This is a genomic window from Ensifer oleiphilus (assembly GCF_013371465.1).
GTDB classification, from domain to species: Bacteria; Pseudomonadota; Alphaproteobacteria; order Rhizobiales; family Rhizobiaceae; genus Ensifer; species Ensifer oleiphilus.
Genome location: NZ_JABWDU010000003.1, coordinates 740,828 through 762,093, shown reverse-complemented (window position 1 = coordinate 762,093; position 21,266 = coordinate 740,828). Strand labels below are relative to the sequence as shown.

The 21,266-nt window shown below is 63.6% G+C and carries 19 protein-coding genes and 1 pseudogene; 8 read left to right on the top strand and 12 right to left on the bottom strand.

Translation table 11 applies throughout. The features are described 5' to 3' along the window. Window positions 1-46: 46 nt before the first annotated feature. From pta to tauA, 8 genes are all read right to left on the bottom strand, one after another. Window positions 47-1,045, bottom strand: a complete 999-nt coding sequence (pta, locus tag HT585_RS16045; RefSeq protein WP_176353859.1) for a phosphate acetyltransferase — start codon at window positions 1,043-1,045, stop codon at window positions 47-49. Beyond that, window positions 1,045-2,082, bottom strand: a complete 1,038-nt coding sequence (locus tag HT585_RS16040) for a YeiH family protein (protein ID WP_176353858.1) — start codon at window positions 2,080-2,082, stop codon at window positions 1,045-1,047. Before HT585_RS16040 ends, pta begins: the two co-directional genes overlap by 1 nt. Window positions 2,083-2,154: 72 nt before the next feature. Next, window positions 2,155-3,930, bottom strand: a complete 1,776-nt coding sequence (xsc, locus tag HT585_RS16035) for a sulfoacetaldehyde acetyltransferase (RefSeq protein WP_176353857.1) — start codon at window positions 3,928-3,930, stop codon at window positions 2,155-2,157. 43 nt (window positions 3,931-3,973) lie between these two features. Then, complete coding sequence (locus tag HT585_RS16030) at window positions 3,974-5,371, bottom strand: NAD(P)/FAD-dependent oxidoreductase (protein ID WP_176353856.1); 1,398 nt, start codon at window positions 5,369-5,371, stop codon at window positions 3,974-3,976. A 25-nt stretch (window positions 5,372-5,396) separates the two neighbouring features. After that, entirely contained in the window at window positions 5,397-5,783 is a 387-nt protein-coding gene (locus HT585_RS16025) for a nuclear transport factor 2 family protein (protein ID WP_176353855.1), read from the bottom strand. Window positions 5,784-5,939: 156 nt separating this feature from the next. Continuing rightward, window positions 5,940-6,767 (bottom strand): ABC transporter permease subunit, encoded by an 828-nt coding sequence (locus HT585_RS16020; RefSeq protein ID WP_176353854.1) that lies wholly within the window; start codon window positions 6,765-6,767, stop codon window positions 5,940-5,942. Then, the gene (locus HT585_RS16015) at window positions 6,760-7,572 is read right to left on the bottom strand and encodes a taurine ABC transporter ATP-binding protein (protein ID WP_176353853.1); all 813 of its coding nucleotides are present in this window, start codon (window positions 7,570-7,572) and stop codon (window positions 6,760-6,762) included. Before HT585_RS16015 ends, HT585_RS16020 begins: the two co-directional genes overlap by 8 nt. 82 nt (window positions 7,573-7,654) lie before the next feature. Further along, complete coding sequence (gene tauA / locus HT585_RS16010) at window positions 7,655-8,674, bottom strand: taurine ABC transporter substrate-binding protein (protein WP_176353852.1); 1,020 nt, start codon at window positions 8,672-8,674, stop codon at window positions 7,655-7,657. Window positions 8,675-8,855: 181 nt separating this feature from the next. On the opposite strand from tauA, the gene pdxR reads away from it, so the two are divergent. Next, entirely contained in the window at window positions 8,856-10,301 is a 1,446-nt protein-coding gene (pdxR, locus tag HT585_RS16005) for a MocR-like pyridoxine biosynthesis transcription factor PdxR (RefSeq protein ID WP_425513762.1), read from the top strand. Window positions 10,302-10,367: 66 nt separating this feature from the next. On the opposite strand, the gene HT585_RS16000 is transcribed toward pdxR, so the two are convergent. Both HT585_RS16000 and HT585_RS15995 read right to left on the bottom strand, forming a co-directional pair. Further along, window positions 10,368-10,559 (bottom strand): hypothetical protein, encoded by a 192-nt coding sequence (locus HT585_RS16000; protein WP_176353850.1) that lies wholly within the window; start codon window positions 10,557-10,559, stop codon window positions 10,368-10,370. A gap of 105 nt (window positions 10,560-10,664) precedes the next feature. Continuing rightward, window positions 10,665-11,342, bottom strand: coding sequence for a GntR family transcriptional regulator (locus HT585_RS15995; RefSeq protein WP_425513749.1), 678 nt, complete (start codon window positions 11,340-11,342; stop codon window positions 10,665-10,667). A gap of 169 nt (window positions 11,343-11,511) precedes the next feature. On the opposite strand from HT585_RS15995, the gene HT585_RS15990 reads away from it, so the two are divergent. The 5 genes and pseudogenes from HT585_RS15990 (at window position 11,512) to HT585_RS15970 (ending at window position 16,078) form a co-directional block, all read left to right on the top strand. Then, window positions 11,512-12,963, top strand: a complete 1,452-nt coding sequence (locus HT585_RS15990; protein ID WP_176353849.1) for a M20 family metallopeptidase — start codon at window positions 11,512-11,514, stop codon at window positions 12,961-12,963. After that, on the top strand, window positions 12,960-13,679 hold the full coding sequence (locus HT585_RS15985) for an ABC transporter permease subunit (protein ID WP_176353848.1): 720 nt from the start codon (window positions 12,960-12,962) through the stop codon (window positions 13,677-13,679). The genes HT585_RS15990 and HT585_RS15985 overlap by 4 nt, the downstream gene beginning before the upstream one ends. Beyond that, window positions 13,679-14,403: pseudogene (locus HT585_RS15980) on the top strand (ABC transporter permease). The gene HT585_RS15985 and the pseudogene HT585_RS15980 overlap by 1 nt, the downstream one beginning before the upstream one ends. Continuing rightward, window positions 14,400-15,182 carry an ABC transporter ATP-binding protein gene (locus HT585_RS15975; RefSeq protein ID WP_176353847.1) on the top strand — a complete coding sequence of 261 codons (783 nt, stop codon included), beginning with the start codon at window positions 14,400-14,402 and terminating at the stop codon, window positions 15,180-15,182. The pseudogene HT585_RS15980 and the gene HT585_RS15975 overlap by 4 nt, the downstream one beginning before the upstream one ends. A gap of 38 nt (window positions 15,183-15,220) precedes the next feature. Continuing rightward, window positions 15,221-16,078 carry a transporter substrate-binding domain-containing protein gene (locus HT585_RS15970; RefSeq protein ID WP_176353846.1) on the top strand — a complete coding sequence of 286 codons (858 nt, stop codon included), beginning with the start codon at window positions 15,221-15,223 and terminating at the stop codon, window positions 16,076-16,078. A 147-nt stretch (window positions 16,079-16,225) separates the two neighbouring features. Here the strand turns inward: HT585_RS15970 and HT585_RS15965 are convergent, their stop codons facing one another. Then, the gene (locus tag HT585_RS15965) at window positions 16,226-17,104 is read right to left on the bottom strand and encodes an ABC transporter substrate-binding protein (protein WP_176353845.1); all 879 of its coding nucleotides are present in this window, start codon (window positions 17,102-17,104) and stop codon (window positions 16,226-16,228) included. Further along, on the bottom strand, window positions 17,098-19,269 hold the full coding sequence (locus HT585_RS15960) for a TonB-dependent siderophore receptor (protein WP_176353844.1): 2,172 nt from the start codon (window positions 19,267-19,269) through the stop codon (window positions 17,098-17,100). Before HT585_RS15960 ends, HT585_RS15965 begins: the two co-directional genes overlap by 7 nt. A gap of 396 nt (window positions 19,270-19,665) precedes the next feature. Here HT585_RS15960 and HT585_RS15955 point away from each other — a divergent pair, with 396 nt between their 5' ends. Together HT585_RS15955 and HT585_RS15950 are read left to right on the top strand one after the other, a co-directional pair. Beyond that, the gene (locus HT585_RS15955) at window positions 19,666-20,412 is read left to right on the top strand and encodes a helix-turn-helix domain-containing protein (RefSeq protein WP_176353843.1); all 747 of its coding nucleotides are present in this window, start codon (window positions 19,666-19,668) and stop codon (window positions 20,410-20,412) included. Continuing rightward, entirely contained in the window at window positions 20,409-21,266 is an 858-nt protein-coding gene (locus HT585_RS15950; protein ID WP_343213999.1) for an ABC transporter ATP-binding protein, read from the top strand. Before HT585_RS15955 ends, HT585_RS15950 begins: the two co-directional genes overlap by 4 nt.

The window sequence follows — 21,266 nt, the reverse complement described above, 5'->3', positions numbered from 1 at the left end:
ACGGATTGCTGCCAAAACGGACATCGCCGTGAGCCGGGTGGCGTCGCTATCGCGATGCAGCCTGGACCACGGTGACGGCGATCATATGGAAGACGTCGTCTGCCGTGCAGCCGCGCGATAGATCATTGGCGGGCTTGGCGAGCCCCTGAAGCACCGGGCCGATGGCGGTCGCGCCGCCGATGCGCTGGGCGATTTTGTAGCCGATGTTGGCGGCATCGAGATTGGGAAAGACGAAGACGTTTGCCTGGCCGTGTAGCGCCGAATTGGGCGCCTTGGAGGAAGAGACGGCCTCGACGAAGGCGCTGTCGAACTGCAGTTCCCCGTCGATCAGCAGGTCAGGGTCGGAGGCGCGGGCGATGTTCGTTGCCTCGACCACCTTGCTGACACGATCATGGGCGGCACTGCCATTGGTCGAGAAGGAGAGCATCGCCACCTTGGCGCGGTCCCCGAGCAGTGCCTGATAGGATCGCGCCGACATGCGGGCGATATCGGCGAGACCGCTAGCATCCGGATCGACGACGAGGCCGCAGTCGGAAAAGACGAATGCGCCCTTCTTCGCGTGGTGCGGCTGACACAGCATCATCAGGAAGAAGCTGGAGACGAGCCCGGCATCCGGCGTCCGGCCGATGACCTGCAGCGCTGTGCGCACCGTATCGGCCGTGGTCGCGACCGCCCCGCCGATGGTGCCGTCCGCCTCGTCCTCGCGGACCATCATGGCGGCAAAGACCAGATCTTCGCGCACGGCCTTTTCGGCGGCCTCTCGGTCGACGCCCTTGCCCTGGCGCAGTTCGTGGTACCGTTCGGCGAACCGCTCCGTCAGTGGCGACGTTGCCGGGTCTTCGATCCGGAAGGCATGTTCGTCGCCGCCGTGATCGCGCAGGCGCTCAGCGATAATGTCGTGCCGTCCGATAAGCGTGATCTGGGCAATGCCTTCGGCGCGAGCGCGCAGAGCGGCTGCGACCACACGCGCATCCCCACCTTCGGCAAGCACGATTTGGCGCGGCGCATTTCTTGCGGTTTCGATGATCTTGTCGAGCGGTTTCATCAGAGATGTCCCAGATAATGCATGCCGGCGACGATGAAGACGCCGAGGAAGATGGTTTCGGCGACGATGAGCGCAACTGCGTCGCCGCCGACATCGAGCACACGACGCAGCGACGTCTTCATGCCGACGGCGACGATGCCCGCCAAGAGCGACCAGCGCGATGCCTCCATGCCGAGCTCGGCGACGGCAGCGGGCACCATCCCGACGGAGTTGGTGGCGGCAAGCATCAGGAAGGCGACGACGAAGCCGGGCAGCAAGGGCGGACGCTTGCCGGCCTCGACCCCTTCCTGGGGAACGTTTCGAAGCGCGATCGAGAAGATGAGGACGACGGGTGCCAGCATCGTGACGCGGATGAGCTTGACCAGCGTCGCCGTCTCGCCGGCCTCTGGCGACACCGAGAAACCGGCCCCGACGACCTGCGCGACGTCATGGATCGTGCCGCCGAAGAAGATGCCGGTGGCGCGGGCATCAAGCCCCAGCGACTGGGCAAGGATGGGATAGCCGATCATCGCAAGCGTGCTCAGAACCGTCACAGACAGCACGGTGAAGATCAGGTTGCGCTCGGAGAACTCGTTCTTCGGCAGGACGGCGGCAATTGCCATGGCAGCCGACGCGCCGCAAATCGCCACGGCGCCGCTGGTCAGAAGCGCCAGCCTCCAGCCCCTGCCGAGGATCTTGGCAGCCGCCAGACCGAACAGGATCGTGGCCGCGATCGCGGAGACCAAGAGGAGAATGGTGCCGCTGCCGAGCCCGATCAGAAGATCGACGCTGATGCGCATGCCGAGCAAGGCGACGCCGATCCTGAGGATCATCTTGGCCGATAGCTCGATGCCGGCGACGCAACGGCCTTCCTCGGAGAGAAAGTGGAATGCGATGCCGAGCAGCAGCGCCATCAACATGGCGGGCGCGCCATAATGATCCGATAGGAACTGAGCGGCCATGGCGACGGCCGCCGTTACCAGGAGGCCGGGACCATAGGTCGACAGGGCCGCAGGCAGCCATTGAAACCGCCGCGTCGTTTCGGATACCGCACTCATTTGAAATTTCCCGTCTGAGAATGCCAAATCGGAGGGCCATGCCCGGCGGGTCCGCCGGGCATGGGATGGATGTCAGACGTGCTGCTGCGGCCGCATGTCCGAGCGCTCGATGCCGGCGACCTGCACCGGCTTCTTCATGGCGTCGCGGCGGAAGGGCTCGCCGAGCTCCTGGTTGAGGATGACCTCGACGAAGGTGGTCACGCCCTTCGCCTGGTCCTGCAGCGCCTGCTGCAAGGCAGCCGTCAGGTCAGCTTGCGTGTCGACCGTCACGCCCTTGAGGCCGCAGCCGTCGGCTACCTTTGCGTAGCTGAGGTTGGTGTTGAGCTCGGTGCCGACGAAGTTGTTGTCGTACCAGAGCGTCGTGTTGCGCTTCTCGGCTCCCCACTGGAAATTGCGGAAGATCACCATGGTGATCGGCGGCCAGCCGGCGCGGCCGATGGAGGTCATCTCGTTCATCGAGATGCCGAAGGCGCCATCACCGGCAAAGCCGACCACAGGCATGTCGGGGCAACCGATCTTGGCGCCGACGATCGACGGGAAGCCGTAACCGCAGGGACCGAACATGCCGGGTGCCAGGTACTTCCGCCCCTGCTCGAAGCTCGGATAGGCGTTGCCGATGGCGCAGTTGTTGCCGATGTCGGTCGAGATGATGGCGTCCTTGGGCAGGGCCGCCTGGATCGCCCGCCAGGCCTGGCGCGGCGACATGCGGTCGCTCTCCCGGCGACGTGCCGAGGCATTCCATTCGGTGCCCGGATCGTCGTCCTCATGGTCCATCGATGACAGCTGCTGCAGCCAGGCAGAGCGGGTCGTGTGGATCAGCGCCTTGCGCTCCTCGCGGCCGCTGTCGCCGGCTGAAGGCGAAAGCTGCTCGAGGATCTGGCTTGCGACCTGCTTGGCGTCGCCGCAGATGCCTACGGTCACCTTCTTGGTCAGGCCGATGCGGTCGGAGTTGATGTCGACCTGAATGATTGCTGCATTCTTCGGCCAGTAGTCGATGCCGTAGCCCGGAAGAGTCGAGAACGGATTGAGCCGGGTGCCGAGCGCCAGCACCACGTCGGCCTTGGCGATCAGTTCCATCGCCGCCTTGGAGCCGTTGTAACCGAGCGGGCCGGCGGCGAGACGGTGGCCGCCCGGGAATGCGTCGTTGTGCTGATAGCCACAGCAGACGGGCGCGTCCAGCCGTTCGGCCAGCGCGATGGATTCGGCGATCGCGCCGCCGATAACAACGCCGGCACCGTTGAGAATGACAGGGAATTTCGCTTCCGACAGAAGTTTCGCAGCCTCGGAAATCGCCTGTTTGCCGCCGGAGGGACGCTCCAGCCGGACGATGCTCGGCAATTCGACGTCGATCACCTGCGTCCAGTAATCGCGCGGGATGTTGATCTGCGCCGGAGCGCAGCCGCGCCAGGCCTTCTCGATCACCCGGTTGAGGACTTCGGGAACGCGGCTCGCGTCGCGCACCTCTTCCTGGTAGCAGACCATTTCCTCGAACAGCGCCATCTGGTCGACTTCCTGGAAGCCGCCCTGGCCGATCGTCTTGTTGGCCGCCTGCGGCGTGACCAGAAGCATCGGCGTGTGGTTCCAGTAGGCGGTCTTGACCGCGGTGACGAAACCGGTAACGCCGGGGCCGTTCTGGGCGATCGCCATCGACATGTTGCCGGTGACGCGCGTGTAGCCGTCGGCAATCAGCGCCGCGTTGGTTTCATGGGCGCAATCCCAGAAGGTGATGCCCGCCTTCGGGAAGAGGTCGGAGACCGGCATCATCGCCGAGCCGATGATGCCGAAGGCGTGTTCGATGCCGTGCATCTGGAGGACTTTGATGAAAGCCTCTTCGGTCGTCATTTTCATTGTCTGTTTCCTTTCATGTTGGGTTTTGGGGCCGACCGAGCGGCTAGAGGATTTCGTCCTTTAGGTAGTACCAGCGATACATTCCCCACTGGCCGATGCGCCGGAACGGCGTCAGCAGCCCGTGGCTGGGAAGGGGAGAGGTGAAGATCGGCAGGTCGAGCGTGCCGCCCTTGCCGGCGACCATCTGCGCCATGCGCCGTCCGGCCTGGGCCGAATACATGACGCCATTGCCGCCGTATCCCATGGCGTAGAACAGCGCCTGTTTCGGATCCGGGCGGAAGATGCGCGGCATCATGTCGTGGCTGACGTCGACCCAGCCCCACCAGGAGTAGTCGACCTTGATGCCCGTCAGCACCGGGAACTTGCGGTAGAGGCCCTCGAGCAGCCGGTCGAGATGCCTGGGGTTGACCGCGTCCGTGCCGGTGATCGCGCTGCGGCTGCCGATCTGCACGCGGCCGTCCGGCAACAGCCGGTAATAGTGGCGCAGCGTGCGCGTATCGGTGAGCGGGATGTGCGTGCGGAAGTTCAGCGCCGCCCGCTCGTCGTCGGTGAGCACGCGGGTGACGATCGAGTTGGAGAGGATCGGCATCAGCCGGTGCTTGGTCAGCGAATGCAGACCGGGCGAGGTGTAGCCGGCGGTCGCGAAACACACCGCTCTTGCCCGCACGGTGCCGCCGGGGGTGCGCAGGTGGACGCCGCCGCCTTTCTGATCGCAGGAAAGTACCGGGCTCGATGTGTGGACGCGGGCACCGAGCTTGCGCGCCAATGTGAGATAGCCGAAGGCGAGCCTGGCCGCATGGATGCCCATGCCATCGGGCTCGTAAAGCGCCCCCACCGCCTCGTTGTCGCGGACGAAATCGCGATGGATCTCGTCGCGGCCGAGAATGCGCGTGCGGTAGCCGAAGACGTCGTTAAGGACACGCGATTCGGCCTCCAGCGACGGCATCACCTTGTTGCGATGGGCGATATAGAGATGGCCGCCGTCCTGCGGGTCGCAGGCGATCTCCGGCGAGCGGATCAGGTCGCGGAAGAGGTCGAAGGCCTCGCTGATCTCGACGTGCAGCTTCCTGGCGACGTCGACGCCCCAGCGTTCGATCCACTGCGAGCGCTTGAGCCGGCCGGCAGAAATCTGCGCCTGGCCGCCGTTGCGGGTGCTGCAGCCCCAGGCGACGCCGTTGGCTTCGAGCACCGTCGCCTTGATGCCGTGCTCCCTGGCCAGATGGATGGCGCAGGAGAGGCCGGTGTAGCCCGAGCCGACGATCGCGACGTCGACGTCGATGTCCCTCGAAACGGGGCCGTCGTCGGCTGGCGGCGGGCCGGCCGTTGCGATCCAGTAGGTCGGCGCATAGTCCTTGCCCTCGCCGGGATTGGCGGCACGGTTGGGGTCGTATGCCGGGTCGAAGGGCTTGCTCGGCCTGACTGTTCTGACAAGCTGTTCCATATCGGTTTCCTGGCCTGGCTCGAGCTCAGTAGCGGAAGGGAGCCGCAATCAGCGGCCGGTTCTTGCGGAAGGCCTGCTTGCGCACGATCTTGCCGTCGCGCAGCGTGAAGAGGTCGCAGCCCTCGGCCTCGATGCGGCTGCCGTCGGCGTTGGTGCCGGAAAAGGTCCATTCCGATACGGCTCGGTCGCCATGGACGAAGTGACCGTGATGCGCCCAATGGGCATCCGGCATCGTCTGCCAGACGCCGCTGAAGGCGGTGGCGATCTGGTCAGTGCCTTCGATGCGCGTGCCGTGCGCTTCGCTGCCGGCGACCGTGTTGAAGGTGCAATCCTTGGCGAAGAAGGACATGACGCCGTCGATGTCGTGCCGGTTGAAGGCGTCGAAGAGGTTGGATAGATCGTTCGGAGTCATGGTCTGTGTTTCCTAAGCGTTGCAGGCGATGAATTCGGGCATGGCTTCGCCGTGGCCGGATGAACCGGCAGATCGGCTTTGTCTGTCTGGTGATGGTGCCTTTAGGGCCGAGCGGTTATCCGCTCGGCGGCTGTCGTCCAGTCGAAGGGAGCATCGTCACACCTTGCCCTTCCAGGGAATGAGCGCCTTTTCGAGATGGCGGATCAGGAGATCGAAGGCAAAGGCGAAGGCGCCGATGACGATGATGCCCATGATCACGGTATCGCTGGCGAGGAATTCGGCGGCGTTCAAGACCATGAAGCCGAGGCCCCTGTGGGCGGCGACCATTTCCGCCGCAACCAGTGTCGTCCAGCCGACGCCGATGCCGATGCGCATCCCGGTGAAGATTTCGGGCAGCGCCGCCTTCAAAATGACGTGGCTGATGACCTGGCGGCGGCTGGCGCCCATCGCATAGGCCGCATGTATCTGTTCGATCGAGACCGAGCGCACACCGGCCCGTGCGGCAATCGCCATCGGCGCGAAGATCGCGAGGAAGATCAGGAACACCTTCGGGAACTCACCGATGCCGAGCCAGATGATGATCAGCGGCAGGTAGGCGAGCGGCGGCAGTGGGCGGTAGAATTCGATGATCGGATCGAACAGCCCGCGCATCACCCGGTTGACGCCCATGAGGATGCCGATCGGAACGGCGGTGACGAGCGCCAGCGCGAAGGCGCCGAGCACGCGACCGAGGCTTGCGAGCGTGTGCTGGGCAAGCGTCGAGTTGGAGACGCCCTCCGTGAGCGCGATCACGAATTTGTCCCAGACCGCAAGCGGCGACGGCAGGAACAGCGGCTTCACCCATTGCATCTCGGTGATCAGCAGCCAGAGCGCGATCAGCGTCAGCGCGGTCAGGAGGCTGATATGCCCGCTCATGCCTTCGCCGGGGGCGCCGTAGATCCGGCCCGGCTTGACCGGCTTGGCTTTCATCACGCGCTCAAGCATGGAGGAGCTCCGGGTTTCCGGATTGGCGTTCGTCGCCGTAGATGATGCTGAGGATCTGCTCACGCATGTCGATGAAGTCGCGACTGGATTTGATTGCACGGGCATTGCCTTCTTCCAGAAACCGTTTGTTGAAATCGAGCTCGTAGGTGTGGGTGATCCGTCCGGGCCGCGGCGACATGACGATCAGCCGCGATCCGAGGAACAACGCCTCCTCGACGCTGTGGGTGATGAAGAAGAACATCTTGTTGGTCAGCTGCCAGACTTTGAGCAGCAGTTCCTGGATGGTCTCGCGGGTCAGCGCGTCGAGCGCCGCCATCGGCTCGTCCATCAGGAGCATCGACGGATCGCAGCTCAAGGCCCGGGCGATGCCGACGCGCTGCTGCATGCCGCCGGACAGGTGGTAGATCATGTGCCGGTGAAAATCCTGCAGCCCGACGAGGGCGAGGTTCTTGGCGGCCACTTCATGGCGCGTCGCCTTGTCGACACCGCGCAGTTTCAGTCCGAATTCGGTGTTGTCGATGACGTTGAGCCAGGGCAGCAGCGCGTGCTTCTGGAACACGACGCCACGGTCGGCACCGGGGCCGGAGACGCGGCGGTGTCCGAGCGTAATCTCGCCGGCGCTCGGGGCCATGAAGCCCGCCATCAGATTGAGCAGCGTGGTCTTGCCGCAGCCCGAGGCGCCGAGCGCGACGACGAAATCACCGCTCTTGATCTCCAGGTTGACGCCCTTGAGCGCGATGACCGCCTCGTCCGTATAGAGACCAGGATAGGTCAGGCTCACATTGCTGACATTGAGAGTTTCCATTGGAAAGGCCTTTCGAGAAATGGCTGTTGAGTGGCGTTGGCGGCGCTCCTGACCGACCTTGCGGTCAGGAGCTAAGCGTCGGCTACTTTGCAGCCTCTTTCGCGTAGGCGCTGTTGACGTAAGGCGCGTAGTCGTCGAGCGCCTTGTCGATCTGCTTCTGGTCGGCAAGGAACTTTGCGCTTTCCGTGAGCGCGCGAAGCGCACCACCGCCGAGCCAGGTTTCGGATGCCTGCTCCTCAGCTGTCGGGAACGACAGGAGGTTCAGCGCTTCTACGGTGCCTGCGCCATCGCCGCCGATCAGCTTGACGATGTTCTGGACCGGCGCGGAGTCCGCCGTCCAGCTGGCGCCATTTGCCTTGTAGTCGGCATAGGCTTCTGCCAGCACCTTGGTGAAGGCGGCCATGAACTTCGGGTTTTCGGCCGCCCATTTCTTGTCGACCACGAGGCCGTCGAAGGTCGGAACGCTCGCCGCGCCGATCGCCTCGGAATCGGAGATCACCTTGCCGGTCTTCAGCAGTTCCGACAGGGCCGGCGGCCAGACATAGGCGGCATCGATATCGCCGCGCTGCCAGGCGGCAACGATCTGCGGCGGCTTCATGTTGAGGATGTTGACCTCGCGCGGATCGACCTTCCAGACCTGCTCGAGGCCGACGAGCAGGTGGAAATGCGAGGTAGAAACGAACGGCACGCCGACAGACCGGCCAACAAGATCTTCCGGCTTCTCGATGCCAGAGCCTTCGCGGGCGACGAGCGCTTCCGATTTGCCGATGTTGTCGAGGATCCAGAACAGTTCAAGCTCTACGCCGCGCGTCGCTGCAGCGGTGGTGCCGGTCGAGCCGATGACGCCGATCGGCACGTTGCCGGATGCGAGCGCCGTCGAGATGTCGCCGCCGGAGCTGAACTGGCGCCAATCGACGATATAGCCAGCTTCCTTGGCGGCAGCATCAAAGCGGCCGTCGGCGATCGCCGCAATGAACGGACCGACGATCTGCTGGTAGCCGATGATCACGTTGGTTTCGGCGCGGGCAAGGCTTGCGGTCAGGAGGCTGGCCGCAATCGTGGCTGCCCCCGCCATATATTTCAAGGCGTTGGAGTAGAACATGTGTTTCCCTCTGGTTCCGACCCCGTTTTTCGGGATCTGTCGACTGTTATGCCGATCTCATTTTCGATCATTAGGGATAAAGCAGCTTTGTCGTTTGCTTTATAGCCAGATTGAAAGTTAGATAAGTCCAGATTTAATCGATGGGGGATCGGACTTGGCGCGCATCTCGGTTCCGGAAACCATGTTCTTCGTTGAGCGGGCGAGCCGCACAAGCCTGCAGGCGCAGATCCGCGAGACGGTCGTGTCCGCCGTGCTGTCGGGCCGGTTGCCATCAGGAGCGCAGCTTCCGTCGACGCGTAAGCTGGCCACCTATCTCACCATTTCGCGCCTCACCGTCACGCTCGCCTATCAGGAACTGGCGACGCAAGGGTATCTCGAGGCGGCAGACCGCAGCAGTTACCGGGTTGCCGACAAGCCGCCGTTCAATGTGCTCGGTACGGATGTGGCGCTGCCGGATGCGGATGCTGTCGATTGGTCCTCCAAGCTGCGCTCGACTTTTCGCGTCGCCAAACAGATGCGAAAGCCGCTCGACTGGCGGCGCTATCCCTATCCCTTCCTCTATGGCCAGATGGATCCGTCGCTCTTCGATCTCACGGCCTGGCGGGACTGCGCCAGGCGGGCGCTGGCGCGCGAGGATTTCGAGCTGATGGCCGGCGATTTCGCTGCGTCGGACGATGTGCAATTGGTCAACTACATCTGTTCGCGCACGCTGCCGGGGCGTGGCATAAGGGCCAATCCCGATGAGATCCTGGTGACGGTGGGCGCGCAGAATGCGCTCTGGATCGTCATTCAACTGTTGCTCCAGCGCGGCTCCCACGCCGTCTGCGAAAACCCCTGCCACCCGGATATGAGCGCGTCGCTGCGGCTGAGCGGTGCCAAAGTCACGGTGCTCGATGTCGATGAGGGTGGGCTACCGCCCGCAGACTTGCCCGAGCAGATCGATGCCGTGTTCGTGACGCCGAGCCATCACTCCCCGACCGGCGCGACGATGCCGATGGATCGCCGCGTCGCGCTGCTCGAAGCGGCGTCAGCCAGGGACTTTGTGATTGTCGAGGACGATTACGAGTTCGAGATGAGCTTTCTCGCGCCACCGTCGCCGGCGCTGAAAGCCTTCGACCGGAACGGGCGGGTCTTCTACATCGGCAGTTTTTCGAAATCGCTCTTTCCCGGTCTGCGGCTCGGCTATCTCGTAGCACCCGCGCCCGTGATCCGCGAGGCGCGGGCGCTGCGCGCCCTGATGCTGCGCCATCCGCCCGGCCACCTGCAGCGAACGGCCGCCTATTTCCTGGCGCTCGGGCACTACGATGCCGTGCTGCACAGAATGCGGGAAGAATACCACCTGCGCCATCGAGTTATGGCCGACGCGCTCAATGCCAACGGACTGAAGATCGCCGGATCGGCAGCCTTCGGTGGAACGTCCTTCTGGATCGAAGGCCCCGACGGTCTCGACGCGGACAAGCTGATGGCGGAGCTGCGGGACGACGGGGTGCTGATCGAGTCCGGATCGCCGTTCTTTCCGACGGAAGCGGAAAGCTGCCGCTTTTTCCGCATGGGGTACTCGTCGATTGGCAGAGACCGCATTGCCGAGGGCGTGAAGATCACGGCGATGAGGATGGGGCAGTCTTGAGCGGCGCTACAGGCTCTCCCGCAGCGCCGGCGTTTCCGCAGACCCTCACTATGCTTCAGGTGCCTGCTATCCGTTCGACAGCAGAGCCAGGATCTCGGCGCGATTGAGCTTTTTCCCGCTGGCGACGTCGAAAATCCGAAGCGCGATCCGGTTGGCGGGCGGGTCGGATTGGGTGCAGTTGTTCTGGGTGCACCACTCGGCCAGAGCTTCACGCATCTCCATGATATCGGTTGCTGGTGGATTGCGGGTGTTTGACATGACAGAACCTCATTTTCGGCTTGAGCTTAGGTTCTGCACCCCTCCGTCACAACTCTGAGAAATCAGGGGAAACCGGCCGTTTTACCCATCAGAAAGCACGGGACGTCATGCCTGACGCGCAGCGCTTTCCGCTGGAGCGGCATCGCCCGTCTGGCGGATATGCGCCTCGATCAGGCGCTTGAGATCGGCGACATCGCGGGCTTCGAGCGCATCGACCATCATGTGATGCTCGCGTGCCGAGCGTTCGACGCGGGCCCGTGTGCGCCACTGCGAGACCGGTGCCGACGAGGTGCGTTGGCGGATTTCGGAAACGAGATCCACAAGCTCGTTGTTGCCTGACAGGAGCAAGAGCTCGCGATGGAAGGCAAGGTTTGCCTCGTAGTGCTCCAGCACCGTACCCACCATCGTCATCCGGTCGAAGTGGCTGGCGAGCTGACGCAGTCTGGCGATGCTTTCGGGCGTCGCCCTTTCCACCATCCGGTCCGCCACTGCGGTTTCGAGGATGACGCGGATGTCGCTGACTTCCTGCGCGCGCCGCCCGTCCGGCTGGTAGACGTGATAGCCGCGGTTGGGCACGTGTTCGACCAGACGCTTCTGTGACAGCCGGTCCAGCGCCCGACGAACCTCGGGCCGGGTGCAGTCGTAGCGTTTTTCCAAGTCGATCTGCTTCAGCCAGGTGCCGGCCGGCAGCACCCCGGTCAGGATGTCTTCGAGAACGAGATCGGTGACGTCCCGATCGTTGGCCGCAGTTTCGGTCACATCGTGCATTTCGGTCATGGGCATCCCTGTTTTCTCGTTTGCCGGCGGGCTCGCTTCGTTCGATCCGCGATCGGTGCGAACTCGGCGTGAGATGGATACCGAAAATATCCATCGCCGCCCATTGCGCAAATTATTTTTGTATCCTAAATTGGCGCCAATTTTGGTAACTATCTCATGTGGGACGCTAAACGCAATGAAGAATACGGAACGCGTATGGTCGATCGTCGAGGAAAAGAGCCCGGCATTCTTTGCGCTCAGCGACCGCGTCTGGGACAGTCCCGAAACCAACTACCAGGAGTTTCAATCCGCCAGCGAGCATGCCCGCCTGCTTGAAGCCGAAGGGTTTCGCGTCGAGCGTAATGTCGCCGGCCTGCCGACGGCGGTGACGGGTGAGGCCGGCGAAGGCGGCCCGGTGATCGCGATCCTCGGCGAGTTCGACGCGCTTCCGGGCCTGAGCCAGGTCGCGGGCCTTGCCGAAGAGCGCCCGGTCGTTCCCGGCGGCAACGGTCACGGCTGCGGCCACAATCTGCTCGGCTCCGGCTCCATGCTTGCAGCTGCCGCGGTCAAGGATTACCTCAAGGCCAATGGCTTGAAAGGACGGGTGCGCTACTACGGCTGCCCGGCCGAAGAGGGCGGCTCGTCCAAAGGCTTCATGGTGCGGGCAGGCGCCTTCGACGATGTCGACATCGCCATATCCTGGCACCCGGCTGCCTTTTCCGGCGTCAACAATCCGATCTCGCTTGCCTGCAACGAGATCAATTTCCACTTTTCCGGCCGCGCCTCTCATGCCTCGGCGACGCCGCATCTCGGTCGCAGCGCGCTCGATGCCGTCGAGCTGATGAATGTCGGCGTCAACTATATGCGCGAGCACATGCCGTCGAGCGCCCGGGTGCACTATGCCATCACCGATGCCGGCGGCGATGCGCCGAACGTGGTGCAGGCGCGCGCGACGGTGCGTTATCTCATTCGGGCGCGTTCCTTGCCGGACCTGCTCGGCCTGATCGAGCGCGTCAAGAAGATCGCTGAAGGCGCGGCGCTGATGACGGAGACGACCGTGCGTCACGAGGTGATCAGCGGCGATGCCAATCTCGTCGGCAATGGTCCGCTCGAGGCGCGGCTCCACACCTGTCTCGAACGTCTCGGGCCTGCCGCCTTCGATGCCGCCGATCTGGAGACGGCGCGAAAATTCCAGGCAACCTATACGCCTGATGATATTGCCGCGTCCTATGCCCGCTTCGGCCTCACGCCACGCAAGGGGCAGCCCCTGTGCGACATGATCTATCCGCTTTATGGCGGCGACGGCAGCATCGTCGGCTCCACTGACGTCGGCACCGTGAGCTGGGTCGTCCCGACGGTGCAGATGCGCGGCGCGACCTATGCGATCGGCACGCCGGGTCATTCCTGGCAGTTGGTCGCACAAGGAAAATTGCCGGCGGCCCACAAGGGCATGGCGCATGCCGCGAAAGCCATGGCGAGCCTTGCCATCGACCTCATGTCGGATCACGAATTGGTGGCCGCCGCCAAGGCGGACCATCGCAGCCGTCTCGACGGAACGCCCTTCGTCAATCCTATTCCCGACGATGTCGATCCGCCGCTTCCTGCGGGTGGGGCGGGCTCCGCAGAAAAGGGAGTGCAGGCGTTGTGACCCAACCCGGTATCCTCGAACTCCTCAGTTTCGGCCCCGGCGGCTGGGGGAACATCCTGCTTGCCGGCGCGACGATGACGATCCTGATCGCACTGTCGGGTTACGCGACCGGTGCCGTCATCGGCGTCCTCGGCGCCTGGGCAAAGGTTCGGGGCGGACCGGTCACCCGTCTCGTTGCGGATGTCTACACGACGGTGCTACGCGGCATTCCCGATCTCCTCGTGATCTATCTGCTCTATTTCGGCGGCTCCGCCGCAATCTCGGCCGTTGGGCGTCTGTTCGGTGCCGAAGGCTTCATCGGTTTTCCCGGTTTCCTTGCCGGCATGCTTGCGGTCGGGATTACCTCCGGCGCGCAGCACACGGAGGTTTTTCGCGGCGCGTTCAGGGCCGTTCACCCGGGTGAAATAGAGGCGGCGATCGCCTGCGGCATGCCGCGCGGGCTGCGCTTCCGGCGCATTGTCGCGCCGCTGACCCTTCGGCACGCGCTGCCCGGTCTCGGCAATGTCTGGCAGGTGGTGCTGAAGGAAAGCGCGCTGGTCTCGATCACCGGCGTCGCCGAACTGTTGCGCCAGGCGCAGGTCGCCGCCGGTTCTACCGGCTTGCCCTTCGATTTCTACCTGATCGCCGGCGGCATCTATCTGGCGATCTCGACGGTGTCGAGCACTGTCCTGCACCGGGCCGAACGGCATTTCAACCGCGGCGTGAGGAGAGGCTGATGGACTGGACCTTCCTTCAGGAGACCTTCGTCAGCCTCGTTTCGGCTGTTCCGCTGACACTGCTGCTTGCGCTCAACGCGATCGCGCTCGGCTCAGTCCTGGCGGTCGGCATCGCCGTCGCCCGTTTTTCGACCATCGCTCCGCTGCGCTGGCTGGCGCAGGCCTACGTTTTCATCTTCCGCGGCACGCCGCTGCTCGTCCAGCTCTTCATCATCTACTACGGCCTCAGCCAGTTTCCGGCCATTCGCCACAGTCCGCTCTGGCCGATCCTCAGGGAGCCCTACTGGTGTGCAGTGCTGGCGCTGGCGCTCAACACCGCCGCCTATGCCAGCGAGATCGTCCGCGGCGGTCTGCTTTCGGTTCCCTTCGGCCAGGTCGAAGCGGCCAGGGCATGCGGCATGTCGCGCTTCATGATCTTTCGGCGCATCACGCTGCCGCTCGGCGTCCGCCAGGCGCTGCCCGGCTACGGCAACGAGATGACTCGATGGTCAAGGCGACGTCGCTGGCCTCGATCATCACGCTGATGGAAGTGACCGGCGTTGCGGCGCGCATCATCTCCGAGAGCTACCGCGCGATCGAAGTCTTCGTCGTCGCCGGTGCCATCTATCTCACCATCAACTTCCTGCTCACCCGCCTGGTGCAGCTCGTCGAGTTCCGGCTGAGCCCGCATCTCAGGCAGCCGGCCGCGGTGCTGCCCGCCACCATCGAAGGAGAAGCGCATTGAGTTCGCCCGCGTCGTCCGTTGCGCCCGTCGCCATCAGCGTTCGGGACATCCACAAGAGTTTCGGCCCGATCGAAGTGCTGAAGGGCATCTCGCTCGACGCGCGCGAAGGCGAAGTTGTTTCCATTCTCGGCTCGTCCGGCTCGGGCAAGTCGACCCTGCTTCGCTGCATCAACATGCTCGAAACGCCCGACCGTGGTGCGGTTACGGTCGCGGGCGAGACCATCGAGATGCTCGCTGCCGGCAACGGCAAGAGCCGTCCCAGGGATCGCGTCCAGGTGGACCGCATCCGCTCGCGCCTCGGCATGGTGTTCCAGAGCTTCAACCTCTGGTCCCACAAGACGGTGCTGGAAAACGTCATCGAGGCGCCGATCCACGTGCAGAAGCGCCCGCGCGCCGAATGCATCGAGGAGGCCGAAGCGCTGCTTGCCAAGGTTGGGATCGCGGCCAAGCGCAATCACTACCCGGCGCATCTCTCCGGCGGCCAGCAGCAGCGGGCGGCGATCGCCCGGGCGCTCGCCATGCGCCCGGCGGTGATGCTGTTCGACGAACCGACATCGGCACTCGATCCCGAACTCGTCGGGGAGGTGCTGCGCGTCATGCGCGCGCTCGCCGAAGAGGGGCGCACCATGCTGGTCGTCACCCACGAGATGGGCTTCGCCCGTGACGTCTCGGGCCGGGTCATCTTTCTTCACCAAGGTCAGATCGAGGAAGACGGTCGACCAGAAGAGGTATTTGGCAACGCCAAATCCGAACGTTTCCGGCGGTTCATCAAGGCATGAGCCACCGGTCCTGACCACTCAAAAAAGGGGAACTACCAATGAACTATAGCAAATCGGCAATGAAGGCATTGTGCATTGCGACGATGATGTTTTCAGCCAGCGGCGCGCAGGCGGAAAACAAGACGTGGACGCGTGTGTCGATCGCCACCGAAGGCGGCTTCAAGCCTTACAACTTCACCAAGCCCGACGGCACGCTCGACGGCTATGAGATCGAGCTCAGCAAGTATCTCTGCGCCCACATGAAGGTGGAATGCGAGATCAATGTCCAGAACTTCGACGGCATGATCCCGGCGTTGAACGCCGGCAAGTTCGACGCGATCATTTCCGGCATGTCGGCAACGGCCAAGCGCGAGCAGGTCATCGACTTCAGCGACTCCTACGGCTCGACGGGCCAGGCTTTTGCGACCTCGAAATCAGGCCCGCTTGCATCGCTGCCCGAAGAGGGCGTGGTGTTTTCGCTTGCTTCGAACGAGGCAGGCGCTGTCGCCGAGATCGAGAAGCTGAAGCCGTTGCTTGAAGGCAAGACAATCGGCGTCCAGATCGCCTCGACCGGCGCCGCCTTCGTCGACAAGTATCTGAAGGGCGTCGTCGAGGTGCGCGAGTACAAGACCACCGAAGAACACGACCTCGATCTGGCTGCCGGCCGCGTCGACCTAGTCATGGCCTCGATGGCCTATCTGACCACGGCTTCCGAAAAGCCAGGCAACGAGGACATGACCACGACCGGGCCCCGCTTCCAGGGCGGCTTTCTCGGTCGCGGCAGTTCGGTTGGCCTGCGCAAGACGGATCCGGAGTTGAAGGCGCTGTTCAACGAGGCAATCGCAGCCGCCAAGGCGGATGGAACGATCAAGACGCTTTCGGAAAAGTGGTTCGGCTTCGACGTTACGCCGCGATAGGTCAATCGTCTCGATAAGATACGGTTGTTCGCTTTTTCACCGGACGTCGTCGCGCAAGATCGCGGCGGCGTCCAGCTTGCGTGGCGGGCGAACGACCGCGCCCCCCACGCACCGAGCGGAAGAACGCCCGGCTGGAAGCCGCGTCGATCAGGCCTGCATTTTTGCAATCGTGTTGGTCGCCAGTCCGAGCAGCGACGCGGGGCCGCCGAATGGCCAGCTTGGCAGGCCCACGGGAACCACACCCCCCGACACGACCACCGGAAGCATCGGCCACAGCGCGCTATTTTCCAGTTCTGCGGGCGCTTCTTCGGCAAGCAGGATAAGCTTGGATTTTCCATCGAGCGCAGCGAGGCCCTCGAGGCCGATGGTGCTAAAGCCGAACGGTTCAGCCGGCAGGTCGAGTGCCGCAGTAAAGCCGGCCCGGACGAATATCTGCATCACCGCCGAATTCGATGTGAAAATGCGCAGCCGCGGCACGCCCGGCAGTGGTTGGGCAACGATCACCGCCTGGCCGCCAAGCTTGCTACCGGCGATATCGGTCGCGATGTCGGCAAGCTTCGTGTCGAAATCCGCAAGCAGCGCGTCCGCTGCTTCGCTCCGGCCGAGCGCTTCGCCTGCGGCTTTCGTTGCGGTGTAGACCGCGGTCAGCAGGTCGCCGTCTTGCGGCTCGTCATCGAGGAGCTTCGTTGGGGCGACCTCCGAGAGCCGCTGTTCGAGAGCCCGGTGACGCAGCGTAGAAGACAGAATGAGGTCCGGCCGAAGACGGTTCAGAGCCTCCATGCTCGGTTGTTGGCGCCCGCCGACATCGACAGCACCGGCAAGCCCGTCATTGTCGACCGACACCCAGCGGCGATAGCCGTCGAGATCGGCAACGCCGACGGGATGTTCGCCTAGCAACAGGGCGATTTCGGTCGCCAGCCATTCGAGCGTGACGAGCCTGCGCGGCTCGCCGGCATGAAGACGCGGTGCGGCCAGAAGCGACAGGGCGCCGCAGAGGAAACCCCGTCGTGTCTGCCTGATCACCATTTGATGCTCGCTGTTGCGACGACGGACCGGCCCTGGCCGTAGTAGCACTGGGTGGTGGTGTTGCAGCCGGCGACATAGGTCCTGTCGCCGAGGTTGTAGCCATTGAATTGCAGCCGGTAGCGATCATGCTCGTAACGCACGAAGGCATCGACCAGCGTGTATCCGGGCACGAAGAACGAGTTGGCAGTATCGCCGGCTGTCTTGCCGATGTGGCGCACGCCGCCGCCGACCACCAGTTCGCCTTCCCATGCATCCGGCAGGGGCATGTCGTAGCTGACGAACAACGACTGCTGCTGCTTGGGAACGGTATAGGGCATCTTGCCCACCTGCGACGCGGTCTGGCTTTCCGTCACCTCCGGGTCCTGGAAGCTGGCGGCAGCCGTCAGGTTGAGGCCGTCCCAGAGGCTGGCATTGGCTTCGATCTCGACGCCGCGCACCCGGACTTCGTCGGTCTGGTAATAGATGGTGGCGATGCGGTTGACCACGTTCTGCTGCGTCGCCTCGAAGGCCGACAGAGTCACGTCGAAGTCGGCTCCGTCAGGCGCATATTTGACGCCCACTTCCTTCAGCGTGCCGGTGGTCGGCTTCAGCGGCGTACTGGCCAGTGTCAGTACCGGCAGGAACGAGGTCGAGTAAAGCGCGTAGGGCACGACGCCGTTGTCGAACACGTAGGCCGCGCCCACCCGGCCGGTAAACTGGCTGGGATCCTGCGCATAAGGCGTCGTCACGCCTGTTGCGAGCGCCTTGGACTGAGAGGAGATGTTGACGAAATCCTGGCGCCCGCTCGCGGTCAGACGCAGGCCCCCAAGTTCGATCTGGTCCTGGACATAGATGCCGACCTGCCGCTGGATCTGGTCCAGACGGGTCGTCACCGCCGCCGGCGTGAACGGCGTGTCATAAGTGGGATCGAACAGGTCCTGGGTGGGTCCAACCTTGGAGCCTGTGTTGTTGATCAGTCGCTGCCACTGAAAGTCGACGCCGGCCAGCATTGTGTGCTGCATCGGGCCGGTATCGAACTTGTATTCCAGATTGGTGTCGAGCGCGTAGGCGTCAAGCAGCGGCTGCGCATTGTAGACCGTGCGGGTGATCGTCCGGTTGTCGGGCAAAAGGCCGCTGGTGAAGAGGTTCTGGTAGTTGGCGTCGAGACGGGAGTAGCGGAAGTTCTGCCGCAGCGTCAGGTCGTCGCTGAGCGCATGCTCCAGGCGATAACCCACATAGGCGGTTTCCTTCTCATAGGTGTCGTAGCGCGGGTCGCCGTCGGTGAATTCCCGCGGGATCGTCAGCCCCAGGCCGTTGGGCAGCACACTGCCACGCGCGGGAATGATTGCGCCTGCCTGCCCGGCATCATCCTTCATGTAGGCGCCGTAGACGGTGAGGCTGGTATCCTCGTCCGGCGTCCAGGAGATCGTCGGGCTGATGGCGAAGCGATCGTTCTTGCCGAGCTGGATGCCCGTTTCGCTGTCGCGGTAGATGCCCGTCAGGCGATAGGCGAGATCGCCGTCCTTGCCGAGCGGGCCGGTAAGGTCGAAGCCGGTTTCCTTCTGGCTGAAGCTGCCGTAGCGCGCATAGACTTCGCCGCTTGCCGTATCGGACGGGTCCTTGCTGATCATGTTGACGACACCGCCGACATTGGTCTGGCCGAAGAGCGCCGAGCTCGGGCCGCGAAGGATTTCGACGCGGTTGAGGAAATAGGGCTCCACACGAAAGCCGGCATAACCGCCCGTCTGGTTGGCGATCTGCGGAATGCGCAGGCCGTCGAGATAAAGGTCTGCCGGGAAGCCGCGCACGGTGAAGTAGTCGGAGCGCGTGTCGTTGCCGTAGCGCTGTCCGTTGACGTTGGCACTGTAGACCAGGCTGTCGGCGACGGATTGCACTGCGCGGTCCGTCATGCTGGCCCGCGTGATGACCGATATGGATTGCGGCGTCTCGGCAATCGGTGTCGGCGTCTTGGTCGACGATGCGCTGTCCCTGGCGACATAACCTTCTCCGGCCGAGCGCGACGTCTTCGTCGTCGCACGGTTGCCCTCGACGGTAATCGTTTCGAGCGCCGTTGCGGGCTGGGCGTTTTGTGCATGGACTGGCGTCTGCGCCAGGATCGCCAAACCAGCGACGCTCGAGATCAGCAGGCCATAGGTCGTCGAGCGGGCTTTTTGCGTGGAACGCATCGGCAAGTCGCCGTTGGAAGAGCGCGCGGAACTCGAATGCCTATGTACCATTGCCAATTTCCTGACCTTGCATGTCCAGTGCGGCGAACCTGCCTGATGGTGCAGAAAGGTCGATGCCTGTCGTCTTCTTGCGGGTCTGTCGAACCGCTTTCGGCGACTAACTAGACTTTTGAAGTCAACATTGTCAGGTCAAAAATGAGCGTGATCGGGCCAATATATGGCCCGTTGAAGCGCAATGTTATTGAAGTGGGAAAATGGGCCAAATTTTGCTTTGAAAATACCTGGGGGCGTGTCTATTGCTCACCGAAATATCGGCAGGAAGTGCAATTCCGTGGGGCATGGGCGAGAGGCGCAACGCAAGGTCGCGCCCAGCGGATAGCAATCAATGAGGACGAAGTGAAGCGCCCGCAGCAAGCCATCGATCTTCAGACGGTTCCGCGGCCTGTCGCGGCGATGACGCGTCTCTACGAGACGAGTGTCGATTTCGGCTGGCACAGCCACCGGCGCGGGCAATTGCTACAGAGCGTCGAAGGGTTCATGACGGCGCGAACGCTCGATGCATCGTTCATCGTGCCGAGCGGGCATGGCCTGCTGATTGCGCCGAACCTGCCGCATGCGGTGACCAGCCATGGCCGGGTAAGGATGCAGTCGCTTTACATCGAGCCCGTCACCGATCCAGTTCTGGGTTGGGATCCGGTCCGTGTCATCCCGACATCGCCGTTGCTGTCGGCGACCGTTTCGGCCCTGCTCGAGGAGCCCGTGCTCTATGACGAGCATGGCCGGGGTGGGCATCTCGTTGCCTTGATCCTGCAGGAGATCACGCGCGCCAAGGAGGGCCCTTTCGCCCTGCCGATGCCGCAGGACAAGCGGTTGCAGAAACTCTGCATGGATCTCTCCGACAAGCCCTCCATCGACCTCGATATCGACAGTTGGTCGGACATGCTGGGTATGAGCCGCCGGACCATGACCCGCAAATTCAGGACGCAGACCGGCATGAGCTTTGCCGAGTGGCGGCGTCGCCTGCGCATCGCCCATGTCATGCGTCGTCGGGCCGAAGGCGCAAGGTTGGAGGAGGCGGCTGTCGACGTCGGATACCGCTCCGTTTCGGCCCTGCGCAATGCACTGCGCGAGGTGCTGTCGTGACCGTGGCCGCGATTGCGCCCGCTTCTGCCGCCGTCAAGCCGGCAATCATCGAGGCCAAGGCTGTCAGCGTCGTCTTCAATGGCTCGGCCGCCGTCGATCGGGCCTCCGTGGCAATCCATCCAGGTCGCATCACCGCGATTTGCGGTGCCAACGGCTCGGGCAAGAGCACGCTTCTGAAATGCCTTTCAGGGCTCGAAGCGCCGACCCGCGGCGCTATCCAGCTCGCCGGTCAGTCCCTCAGCGGCCTGAGCCGGCGCCAGATCGCAAGACAGGTTGCCGTGCTCGGGCAAAACCCGGAAACGCCTGCGGGATTGAACGTCGAGGAACTGGTCGAGCAGGGACGATATCCGCATCGGCCGTGGCTGACGCGCCTGAGGGGCAATGACCGGGACGCGATCGAGCGGGCGATCGCTGCCGTCGATCTGAAGGACATGCGCCAGCGCCAGCTCGCCTCGCTGTCCGGCGGCGAACGCCAGCGTGCCTGGGTGGCGATGGCGCTCGCCCAGGAGCCGCAGATCCTGTTTCTCGACGAGCCCACGAGCTTCCTCGACGTGCGCCATCAGGCGGAATTGCTGACGTTGTTGCGTCGGCTCAATCGCGAGGAGGGGCTGACGATCATTGCGGTGTTGCACGATCTCAATCAGGTGATCGAGTTTGCCGACGACGTCATCCTGATGAAGAAGGGGCAGGTGCTTTCGACCGGCGCGCCGGCCGATATCCTCACGCCGCGGAGCCTCAGCGATGCCTTCGGGTGTAAGGTCGATGTGATCCCGCACCCCCACACCGGCCGCCCCTTTTGCCTGATCGACTGGGTTGGACACGACGGCGGCAGCGACCGCGCCGGGGATCACTGA

Coding starts and splice junctions, on each gene's coding strand:
- pta (WP_176353859.1), bottom strand. CDS start 1,045: ATGAAACCGCTCGACAAGATCATCGAAACCGCAAGAAATGCGCCGCGC.
- HT585_RS16040 (WP_176353858.1), bottom strand. CDS start 2,082: ATGAGTGCGGTATCCGAAACGACGCGGCGGTTTCAATGGCTGCCTGCG.
- xsc (WP_176353857.1), bottom strand. CDS start 3,930: ATGAAAATGACGACCGAAGAGGCTTTCATCAAAGTCCTCCAGATGCAC.
- HT585_RS16030 (WP_176353856.1), bottom strand. CDS start 5,371: ATGGAACAGCTTGTCAGAACAGTCAGGCCGAGCAAGCCCTTCGACCCG.
- HT585_RS16025 (WP_176353855.1), bottom strand. CDS start 5,783: ATGACTCCGAACGATCTATCCAACCTCTTCGACGCCTTCAACCGGCAC.
- HT585_RS16020 (WP_176353854.1), bottom strand. CDS start 6,767: ATGCTTGAGCGCGTGATGAAAGCCAAGCCGGTCAAGCCGGGCCGGATC.
- HT585_RS16015 (WP_176353853.1), bottom strand. CDS start 7,572: ATGGAAACTCTCAATGTCAGCAATGTGAGCCTGACCTATCCTGGTCTC.
- tauA (WP_176353852.1), bottom strand. CDS start 8,674: ATGTTCTACTCCAACGCCTTGAAATATATGGCGGGGGCAGCCACGATT.
- pdxR (WP_425513762.1), top strand. CDS start 8,856: ATGTTCTTCGTTGAGCGGGCGAGCCGCACAAGCCTGCAGGCGCAGATC.
- HT585_RS16000 (WP_176353850.1), bottom strand. CDS start 10,559: ATGTCAAACACCCGCAATCCACCAGCAACCGATATCATGGAGATGCGT.
- HT585_RS15995 (WP_425513749.1), bottom strand. CDS start 11,342: ATGCCCATGACCGAAATGCACGATGTGACCGAAACTGCGGCCAACGAT.
- HT585_RS15990 (WP_176353849.1), top strand. CDS start 11,512: ATGAAGAATACGGAACGCGTATGGTCGATCGTCGAGGAAAAGAGCCCG.
- HT585_RS15970 (WP_176353846.1), top strand. CDS start 15,221: ATGAACTATAGCAAATCGGCAATGAAGGCATTGTGCATTGCGACGATG.
- HT585_RS15965 (WP_176353845.1), bottom strand. CDS start 17,104: ATGGTGATCAGGCAGACACGACGGGGTTTCCTCTGCGGCGCCCTGTCG.
- HT585_RS15960 (WP_176353844.1), bottom strand. CDS start 19,269: ATGCGTTCCACGCAAAAAGCCCGCTCGACGACCTATGGCCTGCTGATC.